Genomic DNA, 22241 nt, shown 5'->3' with positions numbered 1-22241 from the left:
CCACGGTCGTGTCCCCGTCGACGACCGTGAGCATGGGAACGCCGTGACCGCGAAGGCGGTGGCGGCAGGTTGAGGGCCGCGAGCACGTACGGCTGCTCGAAGCGAACCGGACGGTGACCATGGTCTGATCACCGTCCGTTCCGACTACGGGCGCCGCAGCACCGGGGTCAGGTCAGGAGACGCACTTGGCGCCGTCCTCGTTGGACTGCTTGTTGGACGGGCCGATGCCCTTGACGTCGTCGACCTTGATCTTCCCGTCGATGTAGTCCTGGAGACCGGCCTGGTCGCCGTGCTTGAGCATGACGTCGACCAGACAGTTCAGGGCCGCCTCGGGGACGCCCTGAGCGTCCTTCTCCGTCTTGAACTTGGCGAGAAGGCTCGCCTTGTCGACCCCGCTCCCGCCCGTCCCGCCGCAGGCGGCGAGGCCCGAGGCGAGGGACAGGGCGACGACGAACAGAGCGGCGGGACGGGCGATGTCAGAGAAGGACATGGATGTTCTTTCTTCGAAATGAGATGGGATGACGTGCTGCCTGCGGCAATTCAGCGGACGGCGACCAGGGGTCGATCGCCGTTCCGTGATTCGGTCAGGCGACGCTTTCGGCCACGGAGATCGTGCTTTCGGCCACGGAGATCGTGGCATCGGCGCAGATAGGCGTCGTATACGTCCCGTATATGCGCCCGGCCGCATGACCTACCGGACGGGCGCGCCACCGAGCCGGTCGAGGTGATCGCGCACCACACCGGCCTTGTCGTGCCCGAGCTCTTCGTAGACGGCCAGCGCCGCTTCGAGGTGGGCCGCCGCCTCCTTGACGCGCTCCCGTGCGACGTGCGCGAGACCGAGCGCCTCGTGGGACTCCGCGCGCAGCACGGTGTCACCCGCCCGGGTGGCCAGCGCCAGGGCGCGCCGGCCGCACGACACCGAGCTCTCGTACGCGCCCATGTCGCGGTGCAGCGCACTCATGCTGACCAGGATCTGGGCGATGTCCCGGTCACCGCAGCCCGTCTCGCTGATCTCCAGCGACGTGCGATAGTGGCTCATCGCCTGGTCGAGCCGCCCGACGAGGTGGTGCGCCTCGCCCAGATTGCTGTGCAGCAGGGCGTGGAAGTGGTGGGCGTCCGGCAGGGACGTGCCCAGGGCGGCCGCCTCGTCGAGCCGGCGGATGGCCTCCTCGGGGCGGCGGGCGTTGACGTACACGGCGGCGAGATTGAGCAGGGCCGTGGCCGCGCCCAGGGTGTCTCCGAGCCCGAGCCGGAGCCGGTGCGCCCGCAGGCACGCCGCCACGGCGCTGTCGGTGTCGCCCAGCAGGCTGTGGGCGACGGCGAGCCGGCCCGTGATCATCGCCTCGCCCCCGGGATCCCCGGCCCGCACGGCCGCCTCCGCCGCGACGGTGTAGAGGTCGGCCCACTGCTTGGTGTGGTGGCGCCGTTGCAGCCAGCCGTACATGGCCGCCGCGATCTGCCAGGCCGGCGCCGGATGCGTGTGCGCCGCGGCCCGTACGGCGGCGTTCAGGTTCGCGGCGTCGGCGTCGAACCAGGCCAGGGCCGCGTTCTCGTCGGCGAACTCCACGGGGCCTGCCGGGGAGGTGAAGTTGGGGCGTTCTTTCGGCCGGAGCACCCGGTCGGCCGCGTTCGCGGCGTCGCGGTACCAGGTCAGCATCGCGGTCATGGCCTGGTCACGCCGCTCCGCGCTCTCCTCGGCCAGGCAGCGTTCGTGGGCGTAGATCCGTACCAGATCGTGCATCACATAGTGGTCGCCGGAGACCGGCTGGAGCAGGTGGGCGGAGACGAGGCGGCCGAGGAGCTCCCTGGTCTCGCCGGCCGATCCGCCCGCCAGGGCGACGGCGACGGACAGGGACGGCTTCGGGCCGGGGTGGAGCCCGAGCAGGTGGAACGTCCTGCGGGCGGCCTCGCTCAGCGGGCGGAGCGAGGCGCGCAGCACCGCGCGGACCGAGATCTCGTCCTCGTCGACGGCGAGCCGGTCCAGGCGTACGCGTTCGTCGGCCATCTCCGCCACCAGCTCCGCGACGGCCGAGTCGTAGGTCGACATCTCCAGGCGGGAGGCGGCGATCCGCAGGGCCAGGGGGATGCGGTCGCACAACTCGGCCAGCCGCTCAGCGCCTTTCCCGTGGTATGGGAGCCGTTCGCGGATGAGGGCGACGGCGTCGGCCATCGGCAGCGGCCCGAGCGATAATCGCGGCACGCCGTGCGTGGTGGCCAGACCGTCGAGGCGGAGCCGGCTGGTCACCAGCGTCAGTCCCCGCGCGGCCCCCGGGAGCAGCGCGCGCACCTGCGCGGCCGAGGCGGCGTTGTCCAGCACGACCAGCATCCGCCGATCGGCCATCAGCGAACGGAACACCGCTCCCCGCTCCTCCGTCTCGGCGGGGATCCGCCAGGGCGGAACGTCCAGGGCACGCAGGAAACGCTCCAGCACCAGCCCGGGATGCAGCGGCGCCTCGGCCCCGAATCCCCGCAGGTCCGCGAAGAGCTGCCCGTCGGGGAACAGATGGCGGGAGAGCTGAGCCCACCGGACTGCCAGCGCCGTCTTCCCCACCCCCGCCGGCCCCACCACGGCGACGACCCCGGCGCCCTCGGTGATCTCGTTCAGCCGGTTGATCTCGGCGTCGCGTCCCACGAACCCGAGGGGGCTCCCCGGCAACTGGGCCGGCACCGGCCCTCTGGCCGGGACCTCCGTAGCGTCCGTCCGGCGAAGCTCCGGGTCGGAGGTGAGGATGGCCCGCTCCAGGGAACGCAGCTCCGGGCCCGGCTCCAGCCCCAGCTCGTCGACGAGGACGCCACGCGCCCGCCGATAGGTCTCCAGCGCGTCCGCCCGGCGGCCGGACCGGTAGAGCGCGAGCATCAGGTGTGACCACAGCCGCTCACGGAAGGCATGCCGGTTCACCAGGGCGGACAGCTCGGCCACCAGCGAGGCGTCCTGCCCCAGGCGCAGGTCCGCCTCGATCCGCTGCTCCAGGGCGACCAGGTGCCACTCCTCCAGGCGGGACCGCTCCTCGCTCAGCGCGGACGTGGCCGAGAGGTCCACGAACGGGGGTCCCTGCCACAGCTCCAGCGCCGCGCCCAGCTCCCGCCGGGCCCTGGCGGGGTTGTCGGCCGCCAGGGCCTCCTGACCTTCCCGTACGGAAGCGACGAACCGGCAGGCGTCGACCTCGGCGCAGTCGACGTCGAGCCGGTAGCCGGCGCCCCGCTCGCGCACGACCCGATCGGGCCCGAGGATCACGCGCAGGCCCCGCGTGTACAGCCGCAGGTTGGCCCCCGCCGAAGGCGGAGGCTCGGAGCCCCACAGCGCGTCGACCAGGTAGTCGGCGGAGAAGCTGCCGTGCGGGTGGCCGAGCAGCACCGCGAGCAGGAGCCGCTGCTTGCGCGGCCCCAGGACCGGGACGACGTCGCCGGACCTGACCCGCAGCGGACCCAGAACCTCGAACTCCACGATCACGCTCCCTCCGCGTGTCGCGTATGGCAGCACCCGCGCATGACGGCAACGGCGACGTCATGGCGGAACGCTCAGAGAGGACACCGGAAACGCCCGCCGGAAGGAGCCCCCACTCGCTCGGCGGTCATCCGTCACCTTAGCCGGAGTAGATCATCCGGAGTGGCGGATGCGGGAAACCCCTCGGTGGATCACGCGCCGGAGGGCAGGCGGGTGTGCCGGGGGATGCTGCCGAACTTGCCCGAGTGGAAGTCACGGTAGGCCTGCTCGATCTCGGCGCGGGTGTTCATCACGAAGGGGCCGCTGGCGTACACGGACTCACCGATGGGCCGCCCGGCGAACAGCAGCACCTTGGTCCGCTCGTCGCCGTCACCGGTGGCCAGGGTCAGCGTGGTCGGGTCGCCCGGCCGCGACACCGGATCCGACCAGGCGATCTGCCCGGTGTGCACGGTCCGGCCGGCGATCGTGAGCTGTCCCGAGAGCACGTACGCGAACGCGCGCTGGTCACCGTCGAGCACCTGCCGGTACGCGGTCCTCGGATCGAGTGTGATCACCATTCCCAGGATCGGCCAGTGATTGAGCGCCAGTCCACGCGCCCGCCCGGTCTCTCCCGAGATCAACTGGACCAGCACGCCGGGCTCGGTGTGCACGGCGTGCGTGCCGGCCCGCAGGTCCTGATAGCGCGTGGGTACGAGCTTGCGATCCGCCGGCAGGTTGACCCACATCTGGATCACGTGCGCCCGCTCCGACCTGGCGGCGACCTCCCGGTGGATGATGCCCCGCCCCGCGGTCATCCACTGCACGTCCCACGGGCCGAGCACACCGGCGTTGCCCAGGCTGTCGCCGTGCTCCAGCGCCCCGTCCAGGATCAGGGTCACCGTCTCCATCCCACGGTGCGGATGCCAGTCGAACCCCGGCTGGTTGACGAGTTCCTCGCCCATCACCAGGAACGGATCGGTCCAGGCGTCGCTTCCCGGCGCGATGATCATCGAACTGTGGTCGGACATCGGGGTCGGACCGAGGTCCGTCTTGTCGAGAACCCGGTCCACCCTCCGGCTCACTGACGCGGTCATGATGACCTCCCTTTCGTCGGTCAAGGGAAGTATCGGTCCGCTGACCAGCGTTGACAAACGTCGGCAAAGTTACTTACTTTTGGCAAGTGACTACGCCGTCCGACAGTCCGGTGGACGAGGAGAGCTGCCACCGCATCCTGCGCGCGATCGACATCATCGGGGTCCGCTGGGTCGGGCCGATCCTTCTCGCCGGGGCCCGCGGCGCCCGCCGGTTCAAGGAGTACCGGGCCATGGTGCCGGGCATCTCCGATCCACAGCTCACGCTGCGGCTCAAGCAACTGCAGGAACGGGGGCTCGTCGAACGTACGGTGATCCCCAGCACGCCGGTCCAGATCACGTACGCCCTCACAGCCGAAGCCGAGGAGCTGATCTCCGCGCTGCAGCCGCTGGCGCACTGGAGCGAGCGACACCTCCTCACCTGACGGTGCGTCTTATTGCGGCAGGTCGGTGAACGCCCGGACGAACGAGGACACGCAGACGTCCGGAGCCACCAGCGACGCGACGATGTGCCCGTCGATGCTCAACGGCGGATCGAGCGGCAACGCGCGGATCCGGCGGGCCGCGAACCCGGACAATTGCTCGGCGGTCAGCAGCGTCCACGCGCCGTGCCCCGCGCCGATCTCGATCAGGACGGTCAGCAGCGAGCCGCCCGACCGGCCCGTCGAACCCCCTCCGGCCTGGTGCAACGACGAGGTGACCGCGTCGTGCAGCGCCGGGTCCTCCTCGCGCGCGGGCAGGCGCAGCGCGGCGCGGTCCAGGTCCGCGAGCGTCGCGACGGGGAGGCCGGCCATGGGGTGCCGGTCGGACACCACGGCCAGCAGCGGCTCCGACCATGCGCGTACGACGCGGACACCGGTGGCCTCCACCCGGCCGCGTACCAGCGCGAGATCCAGCTCACCGTCACGGACCGCGGCGAGCCGCGCGGGCACCGGCATGTCCACGAGCACCGCCTCGGCGGGCCGTTCGCCGTCGTGCAGGAGCTCGGCAGCGCGCTCCAGGCGCGCGGTCAGGCCGGGGGCGACGCCGATCCGCACGCGGGCTTCCTCTTCCCCGGCGACCACGCGGACGCGGGCCGCCGCGGCGAGCGTCTCCTGTGCCGCCTCCAGCACGCGCCGGCCGGCGGGGGTGAGCCGGACATGGCGCGGGGACCGGTCGAACAGCCGGGTGCCGAGCTCCCGTTCGAGCCGGGCGATCTGGTGGCTCACGGCCGGCTGCACGATGTTCAGCCGCTCGGCCGCCCGGCCGAAGTGAAGCTCCTCGGCGACGGTCACGAAGTACCGCAAAGCACGCAGCTCCACGTCTCACGCTCCTACGATGACAAAAAGTAATCGCTGGACAGTCTAACTGGGGCTGGTTCCGCCGGGCATCCGGCCGCTGGGATGGAGGCATGCACTATGGCACTAGTTTGATCACTCCCACGTCCCCCGCCGAGGTGGTGGCCGCCGCGGCCGACGCCGCCGAGCGCGGGCTCGACAGCTTCTGGACCAACCAGAACCCCGGCGGATGGGACCCGCTCACCCTGCTGGCGTCCCTCGGCCGCCGACCGGCCGAGGTGGGCACGGCGATCGTCGCCACCTACCCCCGTCATCCGGTGACCACCGCGACCGAGGCGCTGACCTTGCAGGCCGCCTTGGGCGGCGGTCTCGCCCTGGGCGTCGGCCCGAGCCATGCCTGGTACGTCCAGGACCAGCTCGGCCTCCCCTACACCTCACCGCTGCGGCACACCCGCGAATATCTGACCGTGCTGCGCCCCCTGCTGGCCGGCGAGCATGTCCGGTACGCGGGCGAGTTCTTCACCGTCGACACCCGCCTTGACATCTCCGCCCCGCCTCCCAGCCTGCTGATGTCGGCACTCGGCCCGCGCATGCTCGAAGTGGCCCGCGATCTCGCGGACGGGGTGGTCGTCACCTGGATCACGCCGGAGATGATCGCCAAGGACATCGCGCCCCGTACGGCTCCCGGCGCCCGCATCGTGGCCCAGGCCATCACGGTGCTGAGCCCGGACCCCGACGCCGCCCGAGCCGGCTACGCCGAACGACTCGCCGCGGTCGGCCAGTTGCCCGCGTACCGCGCCTCGCTCGACCGCGCCGGGCTCGCCAATCCCGCCGACACCATCGTCATCGGGGACGAATCGACCATCACGGACGCGCTGAAGCGCTACGCGGACGCCGGGGTGACCGACCTGGTCGTCACACCCCTCAACGAAAGGAGCCGTACCTTGGACCTCATCGCAAGGGCTTGATCAGGCCGGCCGAGCGGACCACCGCGGTGAGGGCATCGGGATCGCCGGTGCGCCGGTGGACGTCCAGGGCCGTGTCGGCGAGCTTGATCACATGCTCGTTCCCGTGCCGGATCGCGAGCTCGAACACCTCCTCCGCCTCCGCCGATCCGACGGGCAGATCGCCGCGGGGAGCGGGCTCGTCCGGCGCGTAGGCGGCCGTCACCGCGGCACCCGCTGCCCAGGCCGCGTTGAAGCTGGCCACCCACACCTCGGCAGGCAGCGCGGGCAGGGCCCGCAGCACGGCCGTCGGCGCCGTCGCGGTGTGGACCAGCATGATGGCGTTGCCGTGCGCGTGCGTGGCGTACCGCAGGGTCGCCGCGTCCGCGAGCTCGGTGAGGTACGCCCGAGCCTGCTCGGGGTCGGCGGCCGGCTTGAGCGCGGCGAGCGAGGAGCCCCACCCCGGGAGGTCGGCCAGTTGTCCGAGGCGATGATTGATGCCCGCACTCTGGTCCGGCACCCGGGGCACTCCGGCCAAGGCCCGCTCCGGCCCGTCCGTACCGGCCGGCGCGCCGGCGCGTTCGGGCCCGGCCGTACCGTCCGGCGCGCCGACCCCCGCGATGACCTGCCACCGCGCCGCCCAGTACCCGAGCGCCTGCCCCAGCTCCGCGATCCGCGGCTCGTCCTCCTGCCCCAGCAACGCATGGATCGCATGTCCCGTGCGAATCACCCCGTGCGTGGCTCCGGCCGCGATACCGGGCAGCAGCCGCGGCCACCAGGTTCCCAGCACGGCCCGCCACGGCTGCTCCCTGAGCTCCCTGTCGAAGTACGCCAGCCAGTCGCCCAGCCGGGTCGGATCGCCGAGCGCCTCCCGCCATTCGGCGGCCTCGATCGGCGAGCTGCCGCGGGGGAGATCGTCCAGGCGGCTGACGTACGTGTCGAGCCAACGGTGCACTTCCCGGCCGTAGCCGTGCCTGACCATGGATTCGACCGCCATCGGACCGTGGTTGGACAGCCATCCGTCGAACTCGGGTCCTGTCGTGTGCAGCCGTACGTACGCTTCGTCCAAAGTCCCAGTGTCATTCATGACAAGGGACGCTAACCGCCGATCGCCGACGAGCACCTCGGCCGTCCGACCGACCGGCCCTACTGCTTTGGACCTACGCACCGTCCCTAGTAGTCGAGGTGGCGTACCTACCTGCTGTGGCCACAGATCGTGATCAATGCGTGTGCGTCGCGAGACGGCCGGATCCGATGCTGGCAAGTGTGGATACGACCAAGACGAGCGTCTCACCGTTCGCCTACCCAGTGGCCACCCTGATGAGCTCGCCACGCCTGTCGTGGCGGGGCCGCAGCTTGGTTCTGGCCCTCTTCGCGCTGTTCTGCGCCTTCCTGGCACTTTCGTAGAGGTAGCGGTTCAGGCCGCAGGTACGGTCCGCTGCTCCCACGAGAAGACCTCGGGTGACTTCGGCTTGACGGTGACGCGCAGCCACTGGCTCGCGGTGTCGCCGAACGTCTCCAGGCGGGTCAGGTTGGGCACGCCGGCGTAGTTGGGCTCCGCCTCCTGGACGTGCTCGTCGCCGTGCACGAGCAGCACCGGCTTGCCGTACGCACGGGAGCGCTCGACGATCCGCTCGCGGATCTCGGTGAAGCCGTCACTCGCCGTCGGCTCGGCCTGCAGCATGAGCAGCACACCGGGGGCGTGGGTACGTTCGGCCGCGTCGAAGGTGCCGTCGATCCAATCGAGCGCGGCGGCCTTGCGCGCCTCATACTCCGCGAGCCGGAGCTCGGGCCGGTCGCCGCCGGGCAGCTCGTTCCACGGGGCCAGGCCGTTGGCGCTGCCCACCACGTGCGCGGTGGCGAAGACGACACGCTTCTCGGTGAAGCGCGTGTTCTCCACATAGTCGCTGTGCTTGCGGTCGCGCGCCTGGGTCTCGACCTTCATCGGGTGGCCGCCGATGGTGCGCCCGGCCACCGGGTAGAAGATGCGGCGCATCGCTTCGAGCCGCTCCGTGGGCAGGAAACCACCGGCCGCGGCACGGTGGCAGTCGGTCCAGTCGTTGTCGCCCGGGGTCAGCACGAAGGGGTCGTCGAAGGTCTGGTAGAGCTCTTTTGTCGCGGTCAGGTGGGCGTCTTCGCACGAGGTGGAGCCGCTCTTGACGTCACCCGCATGCAGGACGAGCCGAACGTCCTTGGCGGCGTTGACGTCCTTGACCAGCTGGGGGAACACCGCCTCCTGCGCCTCACCGTAGGGCGTGTCACCGAGCAGCGCGAAGGTGAACGAAGGACCCTGGCCAGCCGCAGAGGCCAGGCCGGGTGAGACGAGCCCGGCAGCGAGGGAGGCGGCAACCATGGCGGCAGTGAGAACAACGTTACGCATGTAACCATTTCCTGCCCCTCCGGCCTCCACCCGGCGACAACCAACCGACACCCTGACGAACCTTGGCTGACGATTTCCAACGTCGACCCAGCTCGATGGGAGGTGGAAAGTACCTTGGCCCGCGCGGCTCAGCCGTCGGCGTCTTCGCGGAGGCGATCGGTGAGTGAGGCGGACCCGCGTTAAGCAGGGGTGCCGGCAAGATCGCGAAATTGTCCTGACAAGCACAAAGGCCCGCTCCAGAGGATCCCTGGTGGCGGGCCTTTCATGCTGTGCGCGGCCGACAGGAGTCGAACCCGTAACCTTCTGATCCGTAGTCAGATGCTCTATCCATTGAGCTACGGCCGCTCGCTGCGTAAGCAAGCATAGCGGGTTTTCTGCAGTGCCTCGAACCGGATACGGGCTCAGGGCTGACGTTGGTTCCGGGGTGGGGGTGGATGTGGGGTGGTGTGTGGGGGTTTGAGCTGGGGGAGCTCGTGGGGATCAGAGGGTGCGGGCTCCCTTCTCCGTTATGTGGTGTCCGTCTGTTTCAGGAGGACGTCCAGCAGGATGGCCATGTCGGTCAGTCTGCGGAGGATGTAGGCGTACTGGTCGTGGGTCTGGATGCGGATCTTGGTGAGCTCGTCGGCCGTGTGCCTTCTGAAGCTTTCGATCTCGTCGTTGAGTGCGGAGAAGTCTTGGTTGAGCTCCGCTTGTAGGCATTTGACCTGGGTCTTGGTGTCGAGGTGCGGGTCTCCTGCCGGTGTTCGGGGGTGTCTGCGTCGGCGGCGGGCTCTCAGGCGGGTGGAGGCCGGGTCGCCGGTACGTACGCTTGCCTCAAGGGCATCTGCGCGGAGTTTCAGTTGGCGAATCTCCGTCTCTATATCCACGTACCTCTACCTTCGCGGTCGTTGGAAGGGAACCGCTTGCGAGGGCGGTCTGCCAGTGGTCCCACGTTCTGTGAGCACATGGTGGCAAGGAGTGGGGGAGGTGGGAAATCAAGCTGCGTGTGGCGGGGTGAGGACTTTCCCCTGGGGGTGTAGTGGAGATCACCGTGGGGGTTGGTTCTCTGCTCGAGGGGTGGGTGGCGAAGGTGGCATCTGTGGTGAGAGCTGGCAAAACGCTGGTTCAGGCCTTGGACTTGGACGTCGCCGGTGGTGGTGCTTGTCGGGCATCCCTACGTGCCCGTGCCCTCGGGCGGCGTTTCTACGTGCCCTCTGAGTAGTAGATGGCGGCTTGGACGCGGCTTTTCAGGCCGAGTTTGTGGAGTACGCGGCTTACGTGGGTCTTCGTGGTGGCTTCTGCCATGTCGAGTTCTCGGGCGATCTCGGCGTTGGACAGGCCCCGTCCGATGCAGGCCAGGACTTCTTGTTCCCGGGGGGTCAGCCCGGCTGGGTCGGTGGCCGGGTCTCTGCGGGCGGGGAGTTGTTCGGCGAAGGCCGCTATCAGGCGGCGGGTGACGCCTGGGGAGATGAGCCCCTCGCCGCGGGCCACCACGCGGACCGCCTCCAGCAGGGATTGGGCGTCGGTGTTCTTCAGCAGGAAGCCGGCCGCGCCGGCGCGCAGGGCGCCGAAGACGTATTCGTCGACGTCGAACGTCGTCAGGATGAGCACGTCGCAGACTCCCGCCAGTGCGCGCGTGGCGGAGATGCCGTCGAGCCGGGGCATGCGTACGTCCATCAGGACCACGTCGGGGCGTAGCTCCGACGCCATGGCGACGGCGCGTTCGCCGTCCTCGGCCTCGCCCACGACCTCGATGTCGTCGGCCCCGTCCAGGATCAGCACGATTCCGGTCCTGACCGCGGCGTGGTCGTCGGCCACGAGCACCCTGATGGTCACCGTCCGCCTCCAGCGTTCTTCTTCTCGGCGGCCGAGTCGGACCAGGCCCGGCTCGGGCTCGCGTTCAGTTCGGTCGTCGGGAGGGCTGCTGAGACGCGCCAGCCTTGCCCGTCGACCGCTCCGGCCTCGAACCGGCCTCCGACCAGGGCGGCGCGTTCGCGCATGCCGATCAGGCCGGCGCCGGCTCCGGGCAGTCCGCCTCGCCGGTCGGCGCTGAGCGTGTTGTCGACGCGGAGCACGACCTGGTCACGCTCGTAGCCGACCACCACGGAGACCGGGGACTCGCCGTGTTTCATGGCGTTGGTGAGGGCCTCCTGCAGAATGCGGTAGCCGGCGAGATCGACGGACGGGGGCAGCTCGCGTGGCTCGCCCTCGATTCGGCTCCGTACGTCCATTCCTGCTTGCCGTACGCGCTCGACCAGGGGATCGGCGTCTCCAAGGCGGGGCCGGGTCGTCTCGCTCTCGGCCTCGTCGCCTTCCTGTCTCAGCAGGCCGATCATGGCTCGCATCTCGGACATGCCCGCCACACTGTTCTCCCGTACGGACTCCATGACCTTCCGCACCGTCTCCCGATCGAGATCCTGGCGGGACAGGGCGGCGGTGGACTGGATGGCGATGGCGCTGAAGTGGTTGGCGATCATGTCGTGCAGCTCGCGGGCCATCCGGGTGCGTTCGGCGGTGATGGCGGCCTGCCGGTCGAGCTCCGCCAGGCGCGCCACCTGCTCGGCCCGCGCCCGCTCGGCCGCCGCCCGATCTCGCTGCTCTCGCAGGTAGACCGCGGTGAGAACGGGCGTGACGAGCACCAGCCCCGCCTGCACTCCCATCACGGCCAGCGCGCGCCAGTCGGCGGCGAGGAACCCGGCCGTGGCCCCCGCCCCGACCGCGAGCACGGAGGTGGTGCCCAGCAGGATCCGGGTCAGGCCGGCCGGGCCGTAGAGCGCGGCCGCGTACAGGTTGTCGGTGAAGATCAGCACCGCCCCCAGGGACGGGCCCACGAACCCGTCGATCGTGATCCCGACGATGCCCAGGCCCAGGCAGAGCAGCGGGGCGCGCGTGCGCACCACGACTCCCGCGCAGGTGAGCGCCAGCGGCACGAACAGGAGCCAGGTGGGCGTGCCACGATGGACGTACGACCCGCCCGCGATGAGCAGCGCGCCCACCGCGAAGGCAAGCGCCGCTCCCAGCGTCACCCGGTTCATAGAAATCTCCGAGGAAGCCCTCGCCTTCAGGCGGGGGAGGAATCGGGCCCCTGCGGGGCAGGACAGGGGCAGGCGATTCGCCGTCAGGCGGACCGTCGTCGAAACGCGGTGCGATGCCGCGAGGTTCGATAATGTGTTCGGCAGCGGCGATGACCAAGCCGCCGGAGCAACGATCGGAAATATCCTCGCCGCCGGGCTGGCGGAGAGGTGAAACGCCTGTGGAGCTGGTGTAAGACCTCAACGAGAGATCCTTTTCTCGGGCGGGCGACCGGCGATGAAGCAGGAAACCTCACGGGCGACCGTGGGGATCCCCTCCTTCAGGAGGGGGGAGGATGTCAAGGCTTCATCCCATCACCTCTGGCCAGCGTTTTCCTCCTGCGTAGGTCCGCCTGTGGATACACCGTTCGATGTATCCACAGGTTGAGGATCTGTGTGTGCTGGCGTCTCGGGAAGAGTCGTTCTGGTATGTCTGGTGCGAGCGCGATGGCGTTTGTTCGGGGTTTGGGGGCGAGCGCGTCGTACTGTGTGGGGGTGAGCGAATTGCCGCCTCCGCCGGGTCCGCCGTCTGACTCGTCCTCGCCCTCGTCGTCGGGTGGTGAGCCGCCGCCTCGGCGGACAGGGGTGGTGGTCGGGCTGGCGCTGGTCGGGATTCTCGGCTATCTCGTGGTCAACGTGTTCGTGGGGGTCGTCGTTCTGAGCCTGGAGTCGACGGTGGCGATCGGGGTGGGGGCGGGGGTGCTGGCGGTTCTGGGGATCGGGGCCGGGGTGGTGCTGCTCGGGCTGCGGAGGTCGTGGTCGGTGGGATTGGGGCTGGGGTTGATGATCGGGTGGGGGCTGGCGTCGATCGTGTCGGCGGGCTTCTGTACGGGGCTCAACCCTGAGATGTATACGTAGGCCTACGAACTGTTGTGCGTGTGATGATGACGGTGTTGAGCGGATGTCGGTCGCGGGCTCGGCTCCTGGTCTGATCGCGACTAGGGGGTAGAGCAAACGAATGAGTACGAGACCACCGACGCCGCCGACCCCACCACCACCGTCGTCGTCCGGGGATCCGGAGGAGTCGGGCCAAGGAGCGGGGTCGGAGCTGGAGGGGGAGCCGGAGTTTCTGCCGCCTCCGACCGGGGAGAGGGTGGCGCCGCCTGTGGCCGGTGAGCGGGCTCCTGCGCCGGCGCCGCCTCCCAGCGGTGAGCCATCGCTGCTGCCGCCGCCTCCGACGGGACGGCCGGTGTCCCTGCCGCCGCCTGCCGACCCGACGAAGCTGTTGCCGGCGGGTGGAGGGGAGTCGGGTGAAGCGTCACCGTCGGTCGGGCGGTCGGGTGGTTCCTCGTCGGCCGCGCAGAGGCCCGGTGTTCCGCCTGGTGCGGGGCGGCCGTCCTTCATCGCGCCCGTGGTGAAGCCCGCGTCTGCGGGGCAGCCGGGTTCGGGCGGGCAGACGCCGGGCCAGGCAGGTCCGCAGCACGGGCAGTCGCCGTACGGATATTCCGGAAATGTCGCAGGAGGTCAGGGGCAATCGCCGCAGGGGCCGCCACCCGGGCACGGAGGCCCGCCGGAGTATGGTCCCCCGCCTGGTTACGGCCCCTCGGCCGGTCACGGTGGCCCACCTTCTCACGGAGGCCAGCCTTCTTACGGTGGCCCGCCTCATGGCGGTTCGTCCCCTTACGGTGGCCCGTCCGCTCAAGGCGGCCCGTCCGGCGGCCCGCCTCCTCAAGGCCCCCCGCAGTACGGCCCCCCGCCTCCAGGCCCGCACCCCGCCCCCTCCTCAGGAAGCGGCGGCGGCACAGGCGCCCTGATCGGCTTCCTGTTCGCGGGCCTCGCCGCCTACAGTGCCCTCAACATCGTCATAGGCTTCTTCGTCTTCTTCGCCGCCATGAGCACCCCCGCCAACTCCACCCCTTACCTGGCCATCGGCGCCATAGCCCTGGCCCTGGCCGGACTGGGCGCGGGGATCGGGCTGTGCTTCGTCCGTAAGACCTGGAGCCGAGGACTGGGGCTGGGGCTGATGATCGGCTGGGCGCTCTGGTCGATCCTGTCCGCCGGCTTCTGCACCGGCATCAACCCGGGCCTGTACGGCTGACATGCCCTACCACGAGATCTTCGTCGGCCTGGGCGTCTTCGTGGCCTCCGTCGTCTTCGTCAAGGAGGCCAGGAGGCGTGGCGCGCTCAACGAACAGTCCCTGATCGCGGTGGCCGGCGCCCTGGTCGGCGGCGCGATCGGGATGCGGCTGGCCGGCTGGCTGGAGACGCTGGAGCTGCGCGACCTCTGGCTGTACGGCTCCCGCAGCATCCTCGGCGGCCTGACCGGCGCGTACGTCGGCGTCCTGGTCGCCAAGCGGATCATCGGCTACAAGGAGCGCACGGGCGACCTGTTCGCCCCGGCGGTGGCGCTGGGCATGGCCGTGGGCAGGATCGGCTGCCATCTGACGGAGGCGCCGGGCCGGCCCACCGACCTGCCCTGGGGCGTGCACGCCTCGCCGGCCACCCCGGAGTGCCCGGGCTGCCTCACCGGGCAGGCCATGCACCCGTCGTTCATCTACGAGATCGTCTTCCAGTTGGCCGCCTTCGCCGCGCTGCTCTGGGCCCGCAAGCGGCTCACGCAGCCGGGCGAGCTGTTCACGCTCTACCTGGCCGGGTACGCCGCCTTCCGCTTCCTCGTCGAGTTCACCCGGGCCAACGAGACGGTCTGGCTCGACCTGACCAGGCCTCAGTGGTTCCTGATCCCGGGGCTGCTGCTGCTCGGCGCTCGGCTCGCGTACGGCTGGCGGCGCGGCTACTACGATCCCCTTTTCGAGCGGAAGGTCATGACATGAGTGCAGGCATGGGATTGCGGGGTGACCGCATCCTCAGGTACGTCAACGCGTTCTGCCCGCGCTGCCACGACCGCGAGCTGTCGCAGGTGGAGCGGCTGAGCGGCTATCTGGCCGAACGCGACGGACTCGTGTGGCTGGAGCGCGGGTGCCGCGAGCACGGTCTCATCAGCACGTTGTACGACGAGGACCCGGAGATCCTGGCGTACCTGGAGGAATGGACCGCCCCGACAAAGCAGCACGTACCGGATATATCCGGAAATTTTGACCCCGTCCCCGCCGCCTACCTGCGCGGCCTCCCCGAGCTCCAGACCCAGCACACCTGCATCCTCCTTGAGGACATCGCCGAAGCCTGCAACCTGCGCTGCCCCACCTGCTTCGCCGACAGCTCGCCCGACCTGGCCGGAATCGTCCCCGTCGAAGACGTCCTGGCGAACGTCGACCAGCGCCTGTCCAGGGAGAACGGCAAGCTCGACGTCCTCATGCTGAGCGGCGGCGAGCCCACCCTCCACCCCGAGCTCGACAGACTCCTCGCCGAGCTGGCCGAACGCCCACCCGCATCCTGATCAACACCAACGGCGTCCGCGTCGCCAGGGACGACGCCCTGCTCGACCTGCTCACCGCGCACAGGGAGCGGGTCGAGGTCTATCTCCAGTACGACGGCAGCTCGGCCGACGCGTCGCGACACCACCGGGGCGGCGACCTGACCAGGATCAAGGCGAGCGCCGTACGCCGCCTGTCCGAGCGCGAGATCTTCACCACGCTCGTCATGACCGCCGCGCTCGGCGTGAACGACGACGAGATCGGCGACGTCGTCCGCCTGGCCCTGGACACCCCGTACGTCGGCGGCGTCTCCCTGCAGCCCCAGTTCGGCTCGGGCCGGTCGGCCGCCATCGACGAGCGGGACCGGCTGACCCACACCGGCGTGCTCAAGCGCCTCGGCCCGCAGACCGACGGCTTGGTGACCTGGCGCGACCTGACCGCGCTGCCCTGCTCACACCCCCACTGCTGCTCGGTCGGCTACCTCATCCGCGACGACTCCGCCCGCTGGCGCTCGCTCACCGAGCTGATCGGCCACGACCGGCTCAAGGCGAACCTCGGCCTGGTCTCCAACCGCATCGCCGACAGCGAGATCCCGCGCGAGCTGCGCATGGCCGTACAGGAGTCGCTGCTCGGCCTGCTGTCCGAGCAGTCGTCGCTGTCGCATCCGCAGGTCGGAGACCTGTGGCGGACCATCTGCGAGAACTGCGACCTCGGCGTCTCCACCCTGCTCACCCTCGCCTCCTCGGCCCTGCCGGGCCGGCGCAGGAAGCTGCGCGCGATGCTCGGGGAGCGGGTCGTGCGCATCACGGTCAAACCGTTCATGGACCTGTCCACCATGATCGAGGAACGGCTCACGCAGTGCTGCGTGCACGTGGGCACGCGGGCCGAGCAGGACCAGTGCGCGCCGTTCTGCGCCGTGCAGGCGTGGCCGCAGCTGTCCGGGCAGCGGCTGTCGGCGGTGGCCTCCAAGTCGAGGGGGCCGTTCGAGGTGGTGCTGTGAAGGAGGGGGCCGTTCGAGGTGGTGCTGCGAAGGAGCCGTACGATCCGCTCCGCCTGTGCGTGTACGCGACCGTCGCGCTGCTCGCCTGGCTGCTCGGGCCGTGGGCGGTGCTGGGGTTCGCGGCGCTCGGGTTCGCCGGGTACTGGCGGGCGCGGCGAGCCGGCTGACCAGGAGCAAGTGCTTCCTGCGCGACACCCGGCTCGTGCTGGCCTACCTCGGCCTCATCGGCCTCGCCGCACTGACCGCGATCATCCTGGGATGGCTTTGAGGTTGAGCACCGTCTGCTGCTTCCCGTCCCCCCAGAAGAGCACGCTCGACGGCCTGGAGGAGGTGTCGTGCGACTGGACGGGCCCGATCGCGGCCATCGTCCCGGTGCTCAGGTCGTACAGAACGGGCTGCTGCCGGCCGGGCATGTTCAGCAGGAAGAGCGCGAAACGGTCACCGTACAACCACCGGAACCCGACCCGGACGAGCGTGCCGGGCAGCGTGCGCCGTGCCGATCCGTCCACCCGCTGCACGACCAGCCGGCTGTCCCGCATCCCTGCGCACCACTGTGGATGGCACTGCATCATGTCGACACCCTGCGGGATCGGCACGGTGGTGGCCAGGCCGGTCTCCAGGTTGACCATCTTGGTCATGTTCAGCCCGGTTTCACCTTCATGGGCCCAGGGCCAGGCCGACAGATGCAGTCCGTCGCTGCCCGGCAGCCGCTCAGGCGTCCCGCCGGTCAGTGGCATCCGGTAGACGCCGCCGCCCTTCTCCAGCGACCAGACGAGGTGGTCGCCCGCGATGCCGGTCCTGTCCACGTCTGCGGCGACCTCGCCGACACGCCGCGCCCGGCCGCCCTCCCTCGGCATGATCCAGAAGTCGGCCCGGTCGCCGTTCGCGCCCTTCTCGGCGTGCCAGGCGATGTACTTCTCGCCGACGTCGAGTGACTGCGGGTAGTAGTCCTTCTCCGGGTACGGCACGTCGCCCAGCACCCGGGTCCTGCCGGTCGCCGCGTCGTACACCTCCAGCCGCTCGGCCTTGCCCTCCCCGGGCATGGCGTACATGAGCAGCTCGGTGGCACTGACGGCGGTCACCGGCGTCGTCCGCCAGCCGTCGGCGTCCACGGTGGGCACCTGGAACAGCGCCCGCGGCCACACCGAGGCGACCGGCTCGATGGCGCCGGGAACCGGCGACGCCACCGGTGGGGGCTCCCGCAGGACCGCCGTCGTGCCGCCCGCGACGATCACCACCGCGGCGGCAGCCAGCGCCGCCCCCAGCCTTCTCCTGGTACGCCGGGCCCGCCGCCGTCCGGCCACCCCGTCCGCGAGGTTCGCGGGACCGGCCTGCGCGGCGGCCGTCCGCAGGGTCTGGACCAGGTCCTCTTCGCTTCTCATCGCGCCTCCCGCAGCACAGGTGTCTCTCGCTTGATCCGGAGCTTGTCCAGGGCGCGGGCCGCCTGGCTGCGTACGGTTCCACGTGAAACGCCGAGAATCTCGGCGATGTCGTGGTCCGGCAGGTCCTCGTAGTACCGCAGCACGAGGACGGCCCGCTGCTTGCGGGGGAGCTCCTGGAGTTCGGCCCAGAGGTCCGCGTCGCCGTAGCGGTCGGGTTCGCCCCGCTCCGGCACGGCGGCGACCAGGTCCTCCCGGCGCCGCCGGCGCCACGACCTGATGTGCAGCCTGACCATGGTCGTGCGCACGTACCCCTCGGGGTCGTGTTTGTTGCGCACGCGGGGCCAGGCGTCACCCAGCCGGGCCAGGGCCTCCTGTACGAGATCGGCCGCGTCCTCCGTGTTGCCGGCCAGCACGTAGCCGTACCGGAGAAGCGCGTCGCCCCGGGTCCGGACGAACTCGTCGAAATCCTCCACGAACCCAGGGATCACGTCACGCGGGCTTCTGTTGCACGCGGGCGAGAGATTGCGCGGGAGAGAGATTGCCCAGGCGAGGTTACGGGGCGGGGACGTACAGGCTGAGCGTCTCGGCGATGCAGGCGGGCCGCTTCTCGCCCTCGATCTCGACCGTCACCTTGAGGTTGGCCAGGTAGCCGGCCGGCGTGCCCTTGACGTCGGTGAGCTCGCCGAGCGCCCTGATCCGCCCGCCGACCGGCACCGGCCGCGGGAAGCGGACCTTGTTGAGGCCGTAGTTGACCCCCATCGCGATGCCCTCCACCTTGAGCAGGGCGAACATGAACGACGGCAGCAGCGACAGCGTCAGGTAGCCGTGGGCGATCGTGCCGCCGAACGGCCCCTCCTTGGCCTTCTCCACGTCGATGTGGATCCACTGATGGTCGTCGGTGGCGTCGGCGAAGAGGTTGACCTGATCCTGGGTGACGGTGCGCCACTCGGTCGGGCCGAACGACTCGCCGACGGCCGCCTTGAGCTCCTGAACGTTCGCGAAGGTCCGCATGGTGTCGAACGCTATTGCGCGCGCGGGACGGCTGCCAAGTTCGGGTCTCTTCCGGACTCGTCACGAAGATCTTTACTCGAAACCATCGCATAGGTGTTCGAGTCCGCGCTACAGTCTTAGGTACCGCAATCGAACAGAGGTTCGGCCTGGTGAGAGGGGGTGTGTCCGGATGACGGTGCTCGCGCTCGCCCCTGCTCGGACACGCCGTAGCACTTTCTTCCCAAATCTAAGACGGCCGCTATATCCGGCAATAAAGTCCGAGAGCGTGGACCCTGTGCGAAACCCCTACGCTCCCGGCGCCGGGCAGCGCCCGCCGGAGCTCGCCGGGCGTGATCGCGAGCTGCAGCAGTTCGAGGTCGTGCTGGAGCGGGTGGCCCGCGGCCGTCCCGAGCGCAGCATGGTCGTGACCGGCCTGCGGGGCGTCGGCAAGACCGTTCTGCTCAACACGTTCAAGTCCATGGCCATGCAGCGGCTGTGGGGCACGGGCAAGATCGAGGCCCGGCCCGACCAGTCGATCAGACGGCCGGTGGCGGCCGCCCTTCACATGGCCATCCGCGAGCTGGCGCCGCGTCATCGCGCGCCCGAGCGCATCGAGGAGTTCCTCGGCGTGCTCAAGGCGTTCGCCATGCGCGATCCGGCCGCGGCCAAGGGCACCTCCCACTGGTCGCCCGGCATCGAGGTGCCCGCCAGCCGCGGGCGCGCCGACTCCGGCGATCTGGAGATCGACCTCACCGAGTTGTTCGTCGACGCGGCGAGCGTGGCCACCGACCTGGCGGTGGGCATCGCACTGTTCATCGACGAGATGCAGGACGTGCAGGCCGCCGATGTCTCGGCGCTCTGCGCGGCCTGCCACGAGCTGTCGCAGTCGGGCGGCCCGCTGATCGTGGTGGGGGCCGGCCTGCCGCACCTGCCGAGCGTGCTGTCGGCCAGCAAGAGCTATTCCGAACGGCTCTTCCGCTACGCGCGCATCGACAAGCTCGACCGTGACGCGGCCGACCTCGCGCTCATCCTTCCCGCGCGGGAGGAAGAGGTGGAGTTCACCCAGGAGGCGCTCGACGCCCTCTACGAGGCGGCCGACGGCTACCCCTACTTCGTGCAGGCGTACGGCAAGGTCGCCTGGGACCTCGCCCCGCGCAGCCCGATCACCATCGACGACGTCAAGGTCTCCGCGCCGGAGGCCGAGGAGGAGCTCGCGGTCGGCTTCTTCGGAAGCCGCTACGAGCGGGCCACCCCGGCCGAGCGCGACTACATGCACGCCATGGCGCAGATCGGCGACGAGCCGGTCGCGACCGCCGAGGTGGCCGACGCCCTCGGGCGTAAGCCGTCCAGCCTCTCACCCGCCCGTGACAGCCTGATCAAGAAAGGGCTCATCTACAGCGCCGAGCGCGGCCTGATCGCGTTCACGGTGCCGCATTTCGGGAGATTCCTGCGCGCTCAGCCGATCTGAGCGACGCCCCTAGACCTCTATTGGGCTGTCTAGTGGGGAAGCTAGACAGCCCAATAGAGCTATATCGCCATGCCTGTCGAGGGAAATCTAGTGCTCTCTAGCGTCAGGCCGATACGGGGATATAGTCCGGCAGAGAGTCGCTGCCCTCCCTGCTGACCACGGCCATCCGCACCGCCGGGCGGCGCCCGCTCAGATAGACGGCGAAGACCACGTCGTCGTCCTCGTGGTTTCTGAAGGCGAAGAAGCGCCAGCACAGCTCCCGCCAGCTGTCATACGGCTCCGCCGAGGCCAGCTCCTGCCGGTGGGCCCGCCAGGCGCCGCTCGACCTCAGCCTCGACAGGGTCACCGACTCCGCCGGGCCGCGGCGCTGCTCGCAGGGGGCGCGATACCGTACCCGGTCGATCAGCTCCTCGATCTCGGGCGAGAGCAGCGCGAGCAGGGCCACCCCCGCGGCGGCGTACCACGGCGGCCCCGCCTCCACCCACCCGGTCGCGGCCGCCCACCCCGTCACCGGCGACCACACCGACACGCCGGCCAGGCCGGTCAGCGCGACAGTCCGGCCGATCGAACGCCACCCGACCGGCGCCGAGCTCACCTCGCCGAAGCAGCCGCAGCCCGCGTCGGGCACGCGCCGGCGCAGCTCCAGCAGCACGTACGTGGACATCGCGAAGAACGCGACCGTGCCCCAGCGGAAGAACGGATGCGTGCTGAACAGCAACCCCGCCGCCAGCATCAGTTCGCCGGCCGCGCACACCAGCAGCGCGGGAGCCTGCATGCGCCCGGGCACCAGCACCGCAGGCCCCAGCCTGGACAGCGCTCCCGGTTCGCCTCCCGAGCCGACGGTGCGCACCTTCGCCACCGTGCCCAGGATGAGCATGACGATCAGGAGCGGGAGCTGCGATTCCAGCACGAGCGTCACCCTAATCCGATCTGCGCGTTGAAGCACCCTTTGATCAACTCGCCGCCGAGCTCCACGTAGGAGGACGGCGACAGCTCCGCGATCCGCCCGCGCGGCGAGGTGTCACATTCGACGCAGCGGTCGCAGAAGCGCCCGGCCATGCATCCGCAGGCGACCACGGGCACGTTGGCGGAGCGGTTGGAGCAGACGTTCCTGACCTGGAGCAGCGAGCCGACGGCCAGATACGGCAGGCCGGCGCACGAGACGCCGGTCATGGGACAGCCGGTGTCGGTACGTTCCAGCATGGGGTACGCCGCGCCCCGCTCTTCCTCGTCGAACGTGTCCGACCAGGTCGCGGTGCCGGCGATGCGCGCCTGCGTGCCCGCGTAGGCGGGCGGCGGGGGCGGCACGGACCGCGCCGGGTAGGGCGGCTGCGAGGTCGCGGGCAGCAGGGCCAGGCTGGCGCCGTCGCGCCTGATGCCGATCGCGTCGAAGAGGTAGCCGGGTTCGAACTGGGGATGGCGCACCTGGAGCCGTCCCGACGCGCGGTAGGGGATGACGACCGAGCGGTGGCCGCGATGGGGCCCGCAGTCGAGCTCGACTGTCAGGTCCTTCTTGCCGGCGATGGAGATGATCGTCCCGGTGATGCGGGTGGTGTCGGCCCAGATGCGCTCGACCACGCGGCCGTCGCGCAACGTTCGCATCAGCACCATGGAGCCCACGTCCAGATCGCCCGGCGTCGTGTCGGAGCCGTTCCACGCGGTCGCCCACGGCGCGATCACGAGCCGCTCCTGGGCGCCGCCGGGAGTCTCGATGGTGATCAGGTGCGGGCTGATGTCCAGGACCTCGCCGACGACGGCCCGCAGGGGCTCCGCGTCGCCGGGATCGGCACCGGGGACGCGGCCCTCGCGGCCGAGCACGGCCGCGGCGAGCACCCGGCGGCGCTCGACGCTCGGATGACCCATGAACCCCTCCCTCGTCGGGTACTAGATTCACATGACTTGGGGGCGGGCCACACCGTAGTAG

At 70.2% G+C, this 22241-nt stretch carries 23 protein-coding genes and 1 tRNA gene; 9 read left to right on the top strand and 15 right to left on the bottom strand.

Annotated elements, in window-relative coordinates:
* Nucleotides 1-172 precede the first annotated feature (172 nt).
* The 3 genes from AB0C27_RS07235 to AB0C27_RS07225 all read right to left on the bottom strand — a co-directional run bounded on the left by AB0C27_RS07235 (nt 173) and on the right by AB0C27_RS07225 (nt 4518).
* Entirely contained in the window at nt 173-490 is a 318-nt protein-coding gene (locus AB0C27_RS07235) for a hypothetical protein (protein WP_357839155.1), read from the bottom strand.
* Nucleotides 491-691: 201 nt separating this feature from the next.
* On the bottom strand, nt 692-3445 hold the full coding sequence (locus tag AB0C27_RS07230) for a BTAD domain-containing putative transcriptional regulator (protein WP_357839152.1): 2754 nt from the start codon (nt 3443-3445) through the stop codon (nt 692-694).
* Between the two features lie 191 nt (nt 3446-3636).
* Nucleotides 3637-4518, bottom strand: a complete 882-nt coding sequence (locus AB0C27_RS07225; RefSeq protein ID WP_357839149.1) for a pirin family protein — start codon at nt 4516-4518, stop codon at nt 3637-3639.
* Between the two features lie 86 nt (nt 4519-4604).
* Between AB0C27_RS07225 and AB0C27_RS07220 the strand changes: the two genes are divergently transcribed.
* Nucleotides 4605-4940, top strand: coding sequence for a helix-turn-helix domain-containing protein (locus AB0C27_RS07220; RefSeq protein ID WP_357839146.1), 336 nt, complete (start codon nt 4605-4607; stop codon nt 4938-4940).
* A 9-nt stretch (nt 4941-4949) separates the two neighbouring features.
* Here AB0C27_RS07220 and AB0C27_RS07215 read toward each other — a convergent pair whose 3' ends face one another.
* A complete protein-coding gene (locus tag AB0C27_RS07215) occupies nt 4950-5816 on the bottom strand; it encodes a LysR family transcriptional regulator (RefSeq protein WP_357839143.1) in 867 nt (288 codons plus the stop codon).
* Between the two features lie 107 nt (nt 5817-5923).
* Here AB0C27_RS07215 and AB0C27_RS07210 point away from each other — a divergent pair, with 107 nt between their 5' ends.
* Nucleotides 5924-6760, top strand: a complete 837-nt coding sequence (locus AB0C27_RS07210) for an LLM class flavin-dependent oxidoreductase (RefSeq protein ID WP_357839140.1) — start codon at nt 5924-5926, stop codon at nt 6758-6760.
* On the opposite strand, the gene AB0C27_RS07205 is transcribed toward AB0C27_RS07210, so the two are convergent.
* The 6 genes from AB0C27_RS07205 to AB0C27_RS07180 all read right to left on the bottom strand — a co-directional run bounded on the left by AB0C27_RS07205 (nt 6744) and on the right by AB0C27_RS07180 (nt 12130).
* Nucleotides 6744-7823, bottom strand: coding sequence for a questin oxidase family protein (locus AB0C27_RS07205; protein WP_357839137.1), 1080 nt, complete (start codon nt 7821-7823; stop codon nt 6744-6746). The two genes, AB0C27_RS07210 and AB0C27_RS07205, sit on opposite strands and share 17 nt — an antisense overlap.
* 330 nt (nt 7824-8153) lie before the next feature.
* Complete coding sequence (locus AB0C27_RS07200; protein ID WP_357839135.1) at nt 8154-9116, bottom strand: metallophosphoesterase; 963 nt, start codon at nt 9114-9116, stop codon at nt 8154-8156.
* A 272-nt stretch (nt 9117-9388) separates the two neighbouring features.
* Nucleotides 9389-9461: transfer RNA gene (locus AB0C27_RS07195), tRNA-Arg, on the bottom strand.
* Nucleotides 9462-9622: 161 nt separating this feature from the next.
* Nucleotides 9623-9982, bottom strand: coding sequence for a hypothetical protein (locus AB0C27_RS07190; protein ID WP_357839132.1), 360 nt, complete (start codon nt 9980-9982; stop codon nt 9623-9625).
* Nucleotides 9983-10298: 316 nt separating this feature from the next.
* Nucleotides 10299-10931, bottom strand: coding sequence for a response regulator transcription factor (locus AB0C27_RS07185; protein WP_357839130.1), 633 nt, complete (start codon nt 10929-10931; stop codon nt 10299-10301).
* Nucleotides 10928-12130 carry a histidine kinase gene (locus AB0C27_RS07180; RefSeq protein WP_357839127.1) on the bottom strand — a complete coding sequence of 401 codons (1203 nt, stop codon included), beginning with the start codon at nt 12128-12130 and terminating at the stop codon, nt 10928-10930. The genes AB0C27_RS07185 and AB0C27_RS07180 overlap by 4 nt, the downstream gene beginning before the upstream one ends.
* Before the next feature lie 621 nt (nt 12131-12751).
* Here AB0C27_RS07180 and AB0C27_RS07175 point away from each other — a divergent pair.
* The 6 genes from AB0C27_RS07175 (at nt 12752) to AB0C27_RS07150 (ending at nt 16644) form a co-directional block, all read left to right on the top strand.
* Nucleotides 12752-13024: a hypothetical protein gene (locus AB0C27_RS07175; RefSeq protein ID WP_357839124.1), complete on the top strand. Its 273-nt coding sequence runs from the start codon at nt 12752-12754 to the stop codon at nt 13022-13024.
* A gap of 973 nt (nt 13025-13997) precedes the next feature.
* The gene (locus AB0C27_RS07170; RefSeq protein ID WP_357839121.1) at nt 13998-14204 is read left to right on the top strand and encodes a hypothetical protein; all 207 of its coding nucleotides are present in this window, start codon (nt 13998-14000) and stop codon (nt 14202-14204) included.
* Nucleotide 14205: 1 nt separating this feature from the next.
* Complete coding sequence (locus tag AB0C27_RS07165) at nt 14206-14937, top strand: prolipoprotein diacylglyceryl transferase family protein (RefSeq protein WP_357839119.1); 732 nt, start codon at nt 14206-14208, stop codon at nt 14935-14937.
* Nucleotides 14934-15500, top strand: coding sequence for a radical SAM protein (locus tag AB0C27_RS07160; RefSeq protein ID WP_357839116.1), 567 nt, complete (start codon nt 14934-14936; stop codon nt 15498-15500). The genes AB0C27_RS07165 and AB0C27_RS07160 overlap by 4 nt, the downstream gene beginning before the upstream one ends.
* Nucleotides 15501-15703: 203 nt before the next feature.
* Entirely contained in the window at nt 15704-16477 is a 774-nt protein-coding gene (locus tag AB0C27_RS07155; protein WP_357839113.1) for a hypothetical protein, read from the top strand.
* Nucleotides 16474-16644, top strand: coding sequence for a hypothetical protein (locus AB0C27_RS07150; RefSeq protein ID WP_357839110.1), 171 nt, complete (start codon nt 16474-16476; stop codon nt 16642-16644). The genes AB0C27_RS07155 and AB0C27_RS07150 overlap by 4 nt, the downstream gene beginning before the upstream one ends.
* 81 nt (nt 16645-16725) lie before the next feature.
* Here the strand turns inward: AB0C27_RS07150 and AB0C27_RS07145 are convergent, their stop codons facing one another.
* From AB0C27_RS07145 to AB0C27_RS07135, 3 genes are all read right to left on the bottom strand, one after another.
* A complete protein-coding gene (locus AB0C27_RS07145; RefSeq protein WP_357839108.1) occupies nt 16726-17859 on the bottom strand; it encodes a hypothetical protein in 1134 nt (377 codons plus the stop codon).
* On the bottom strand, nt 17856-18347 hold the full coding sequence (locus AB0C27_RS07140) for a SigE family RNA polymerase sigma factor (protein WP_357839106.1): 492 nt from the start codon (nt 18345-18347) through the stop codon (nt 17856-17858). Before AB0C27_RS07140 ends, AB0C27_RS07145 begins: the two co-directional genes overlap by 4 nt.
* Nucleotides 18348-18411: 64 nt before the next feature.
* Nucleotides 18412-18870 carry a MaoC family dehydratase gene (locus tag AB0C27_RS07135; protein WP_357839103.1) on the bottom strand — a complete coding sequence of 153 codons (459 nt, stop codon included), beginning with the start codon at nt 18868-18870 and terminating at the stop codon, nt 18412-18414.
* 265 nt (nt 18871-19135) lie between these two features.
* On the opposite strand from AB0C27_RS07135, the gene AB0C27_RS07130 reads away from it, so the two are divergent.
* The gene (locus AB0C27_RS07130) at nt 19136-20317 is read left to right on the top strand and encodes an ATP-binding protein (RefSeq protein WP_106247498.1); all 1182 of its coding nucleotides are present in this window, start codon (nt 19136-19138) and stop codon (nt 20315-20317) included.
* A gap of 103 nt (nt 20318-20420) precedes the next feature.
* Here AB0C27_RS07130 and AB0C27_RS07125 read toward each other — a convergent pair whose 3' ends face one another.
* Together AB0C27_RS07125 and AB0C27_RS07120 are read right to left on the bottom strand one after the other, a co-directional pair.
* The gene (locus AB0C27_RS07125) at nt 20421-21227 is read right to left on the bottom strand and encodes a MauE/DoxX family redox-associated membrane protein (protein WP_357839100.1); all 807 of its coding nucleotides are present in this window, start codon (nt 21225-21227) and stop codon (nt 20421-20423) included.
* Between the two features lie 5 nt (nt 21228-21232).
* Nucleotides 21233-22180 carry a hypothetical protein gene (locus tag AB0C27_RS07120; RefSeq protein WP_357839097.1) on the bottom strand — a complete coding sequence of 316 codons (948 nt, stop codon included), beginning with the start codon at nt 22178-22180 and terminating at the stop codon, nt 21233-21235.
* Between the last annotated feature and the right edge of the window lie 61 nt (nt 22181-22241).

This window comes from Nonomuraea sp. NPDC048882 (genome assembly GCF_040649755.1).
Lineage (GTDB): Bacteria > Actinomycetota > Actinomycetes > Streptosporangiales > Streptosporangiaceae > Nonomuraea > Nonomuraea maheshkhaliensis.
Note: the sequence above shows the minus strand (reverse complement) of the source record. Positions and strands in the feature narration are given on the sequence as shown.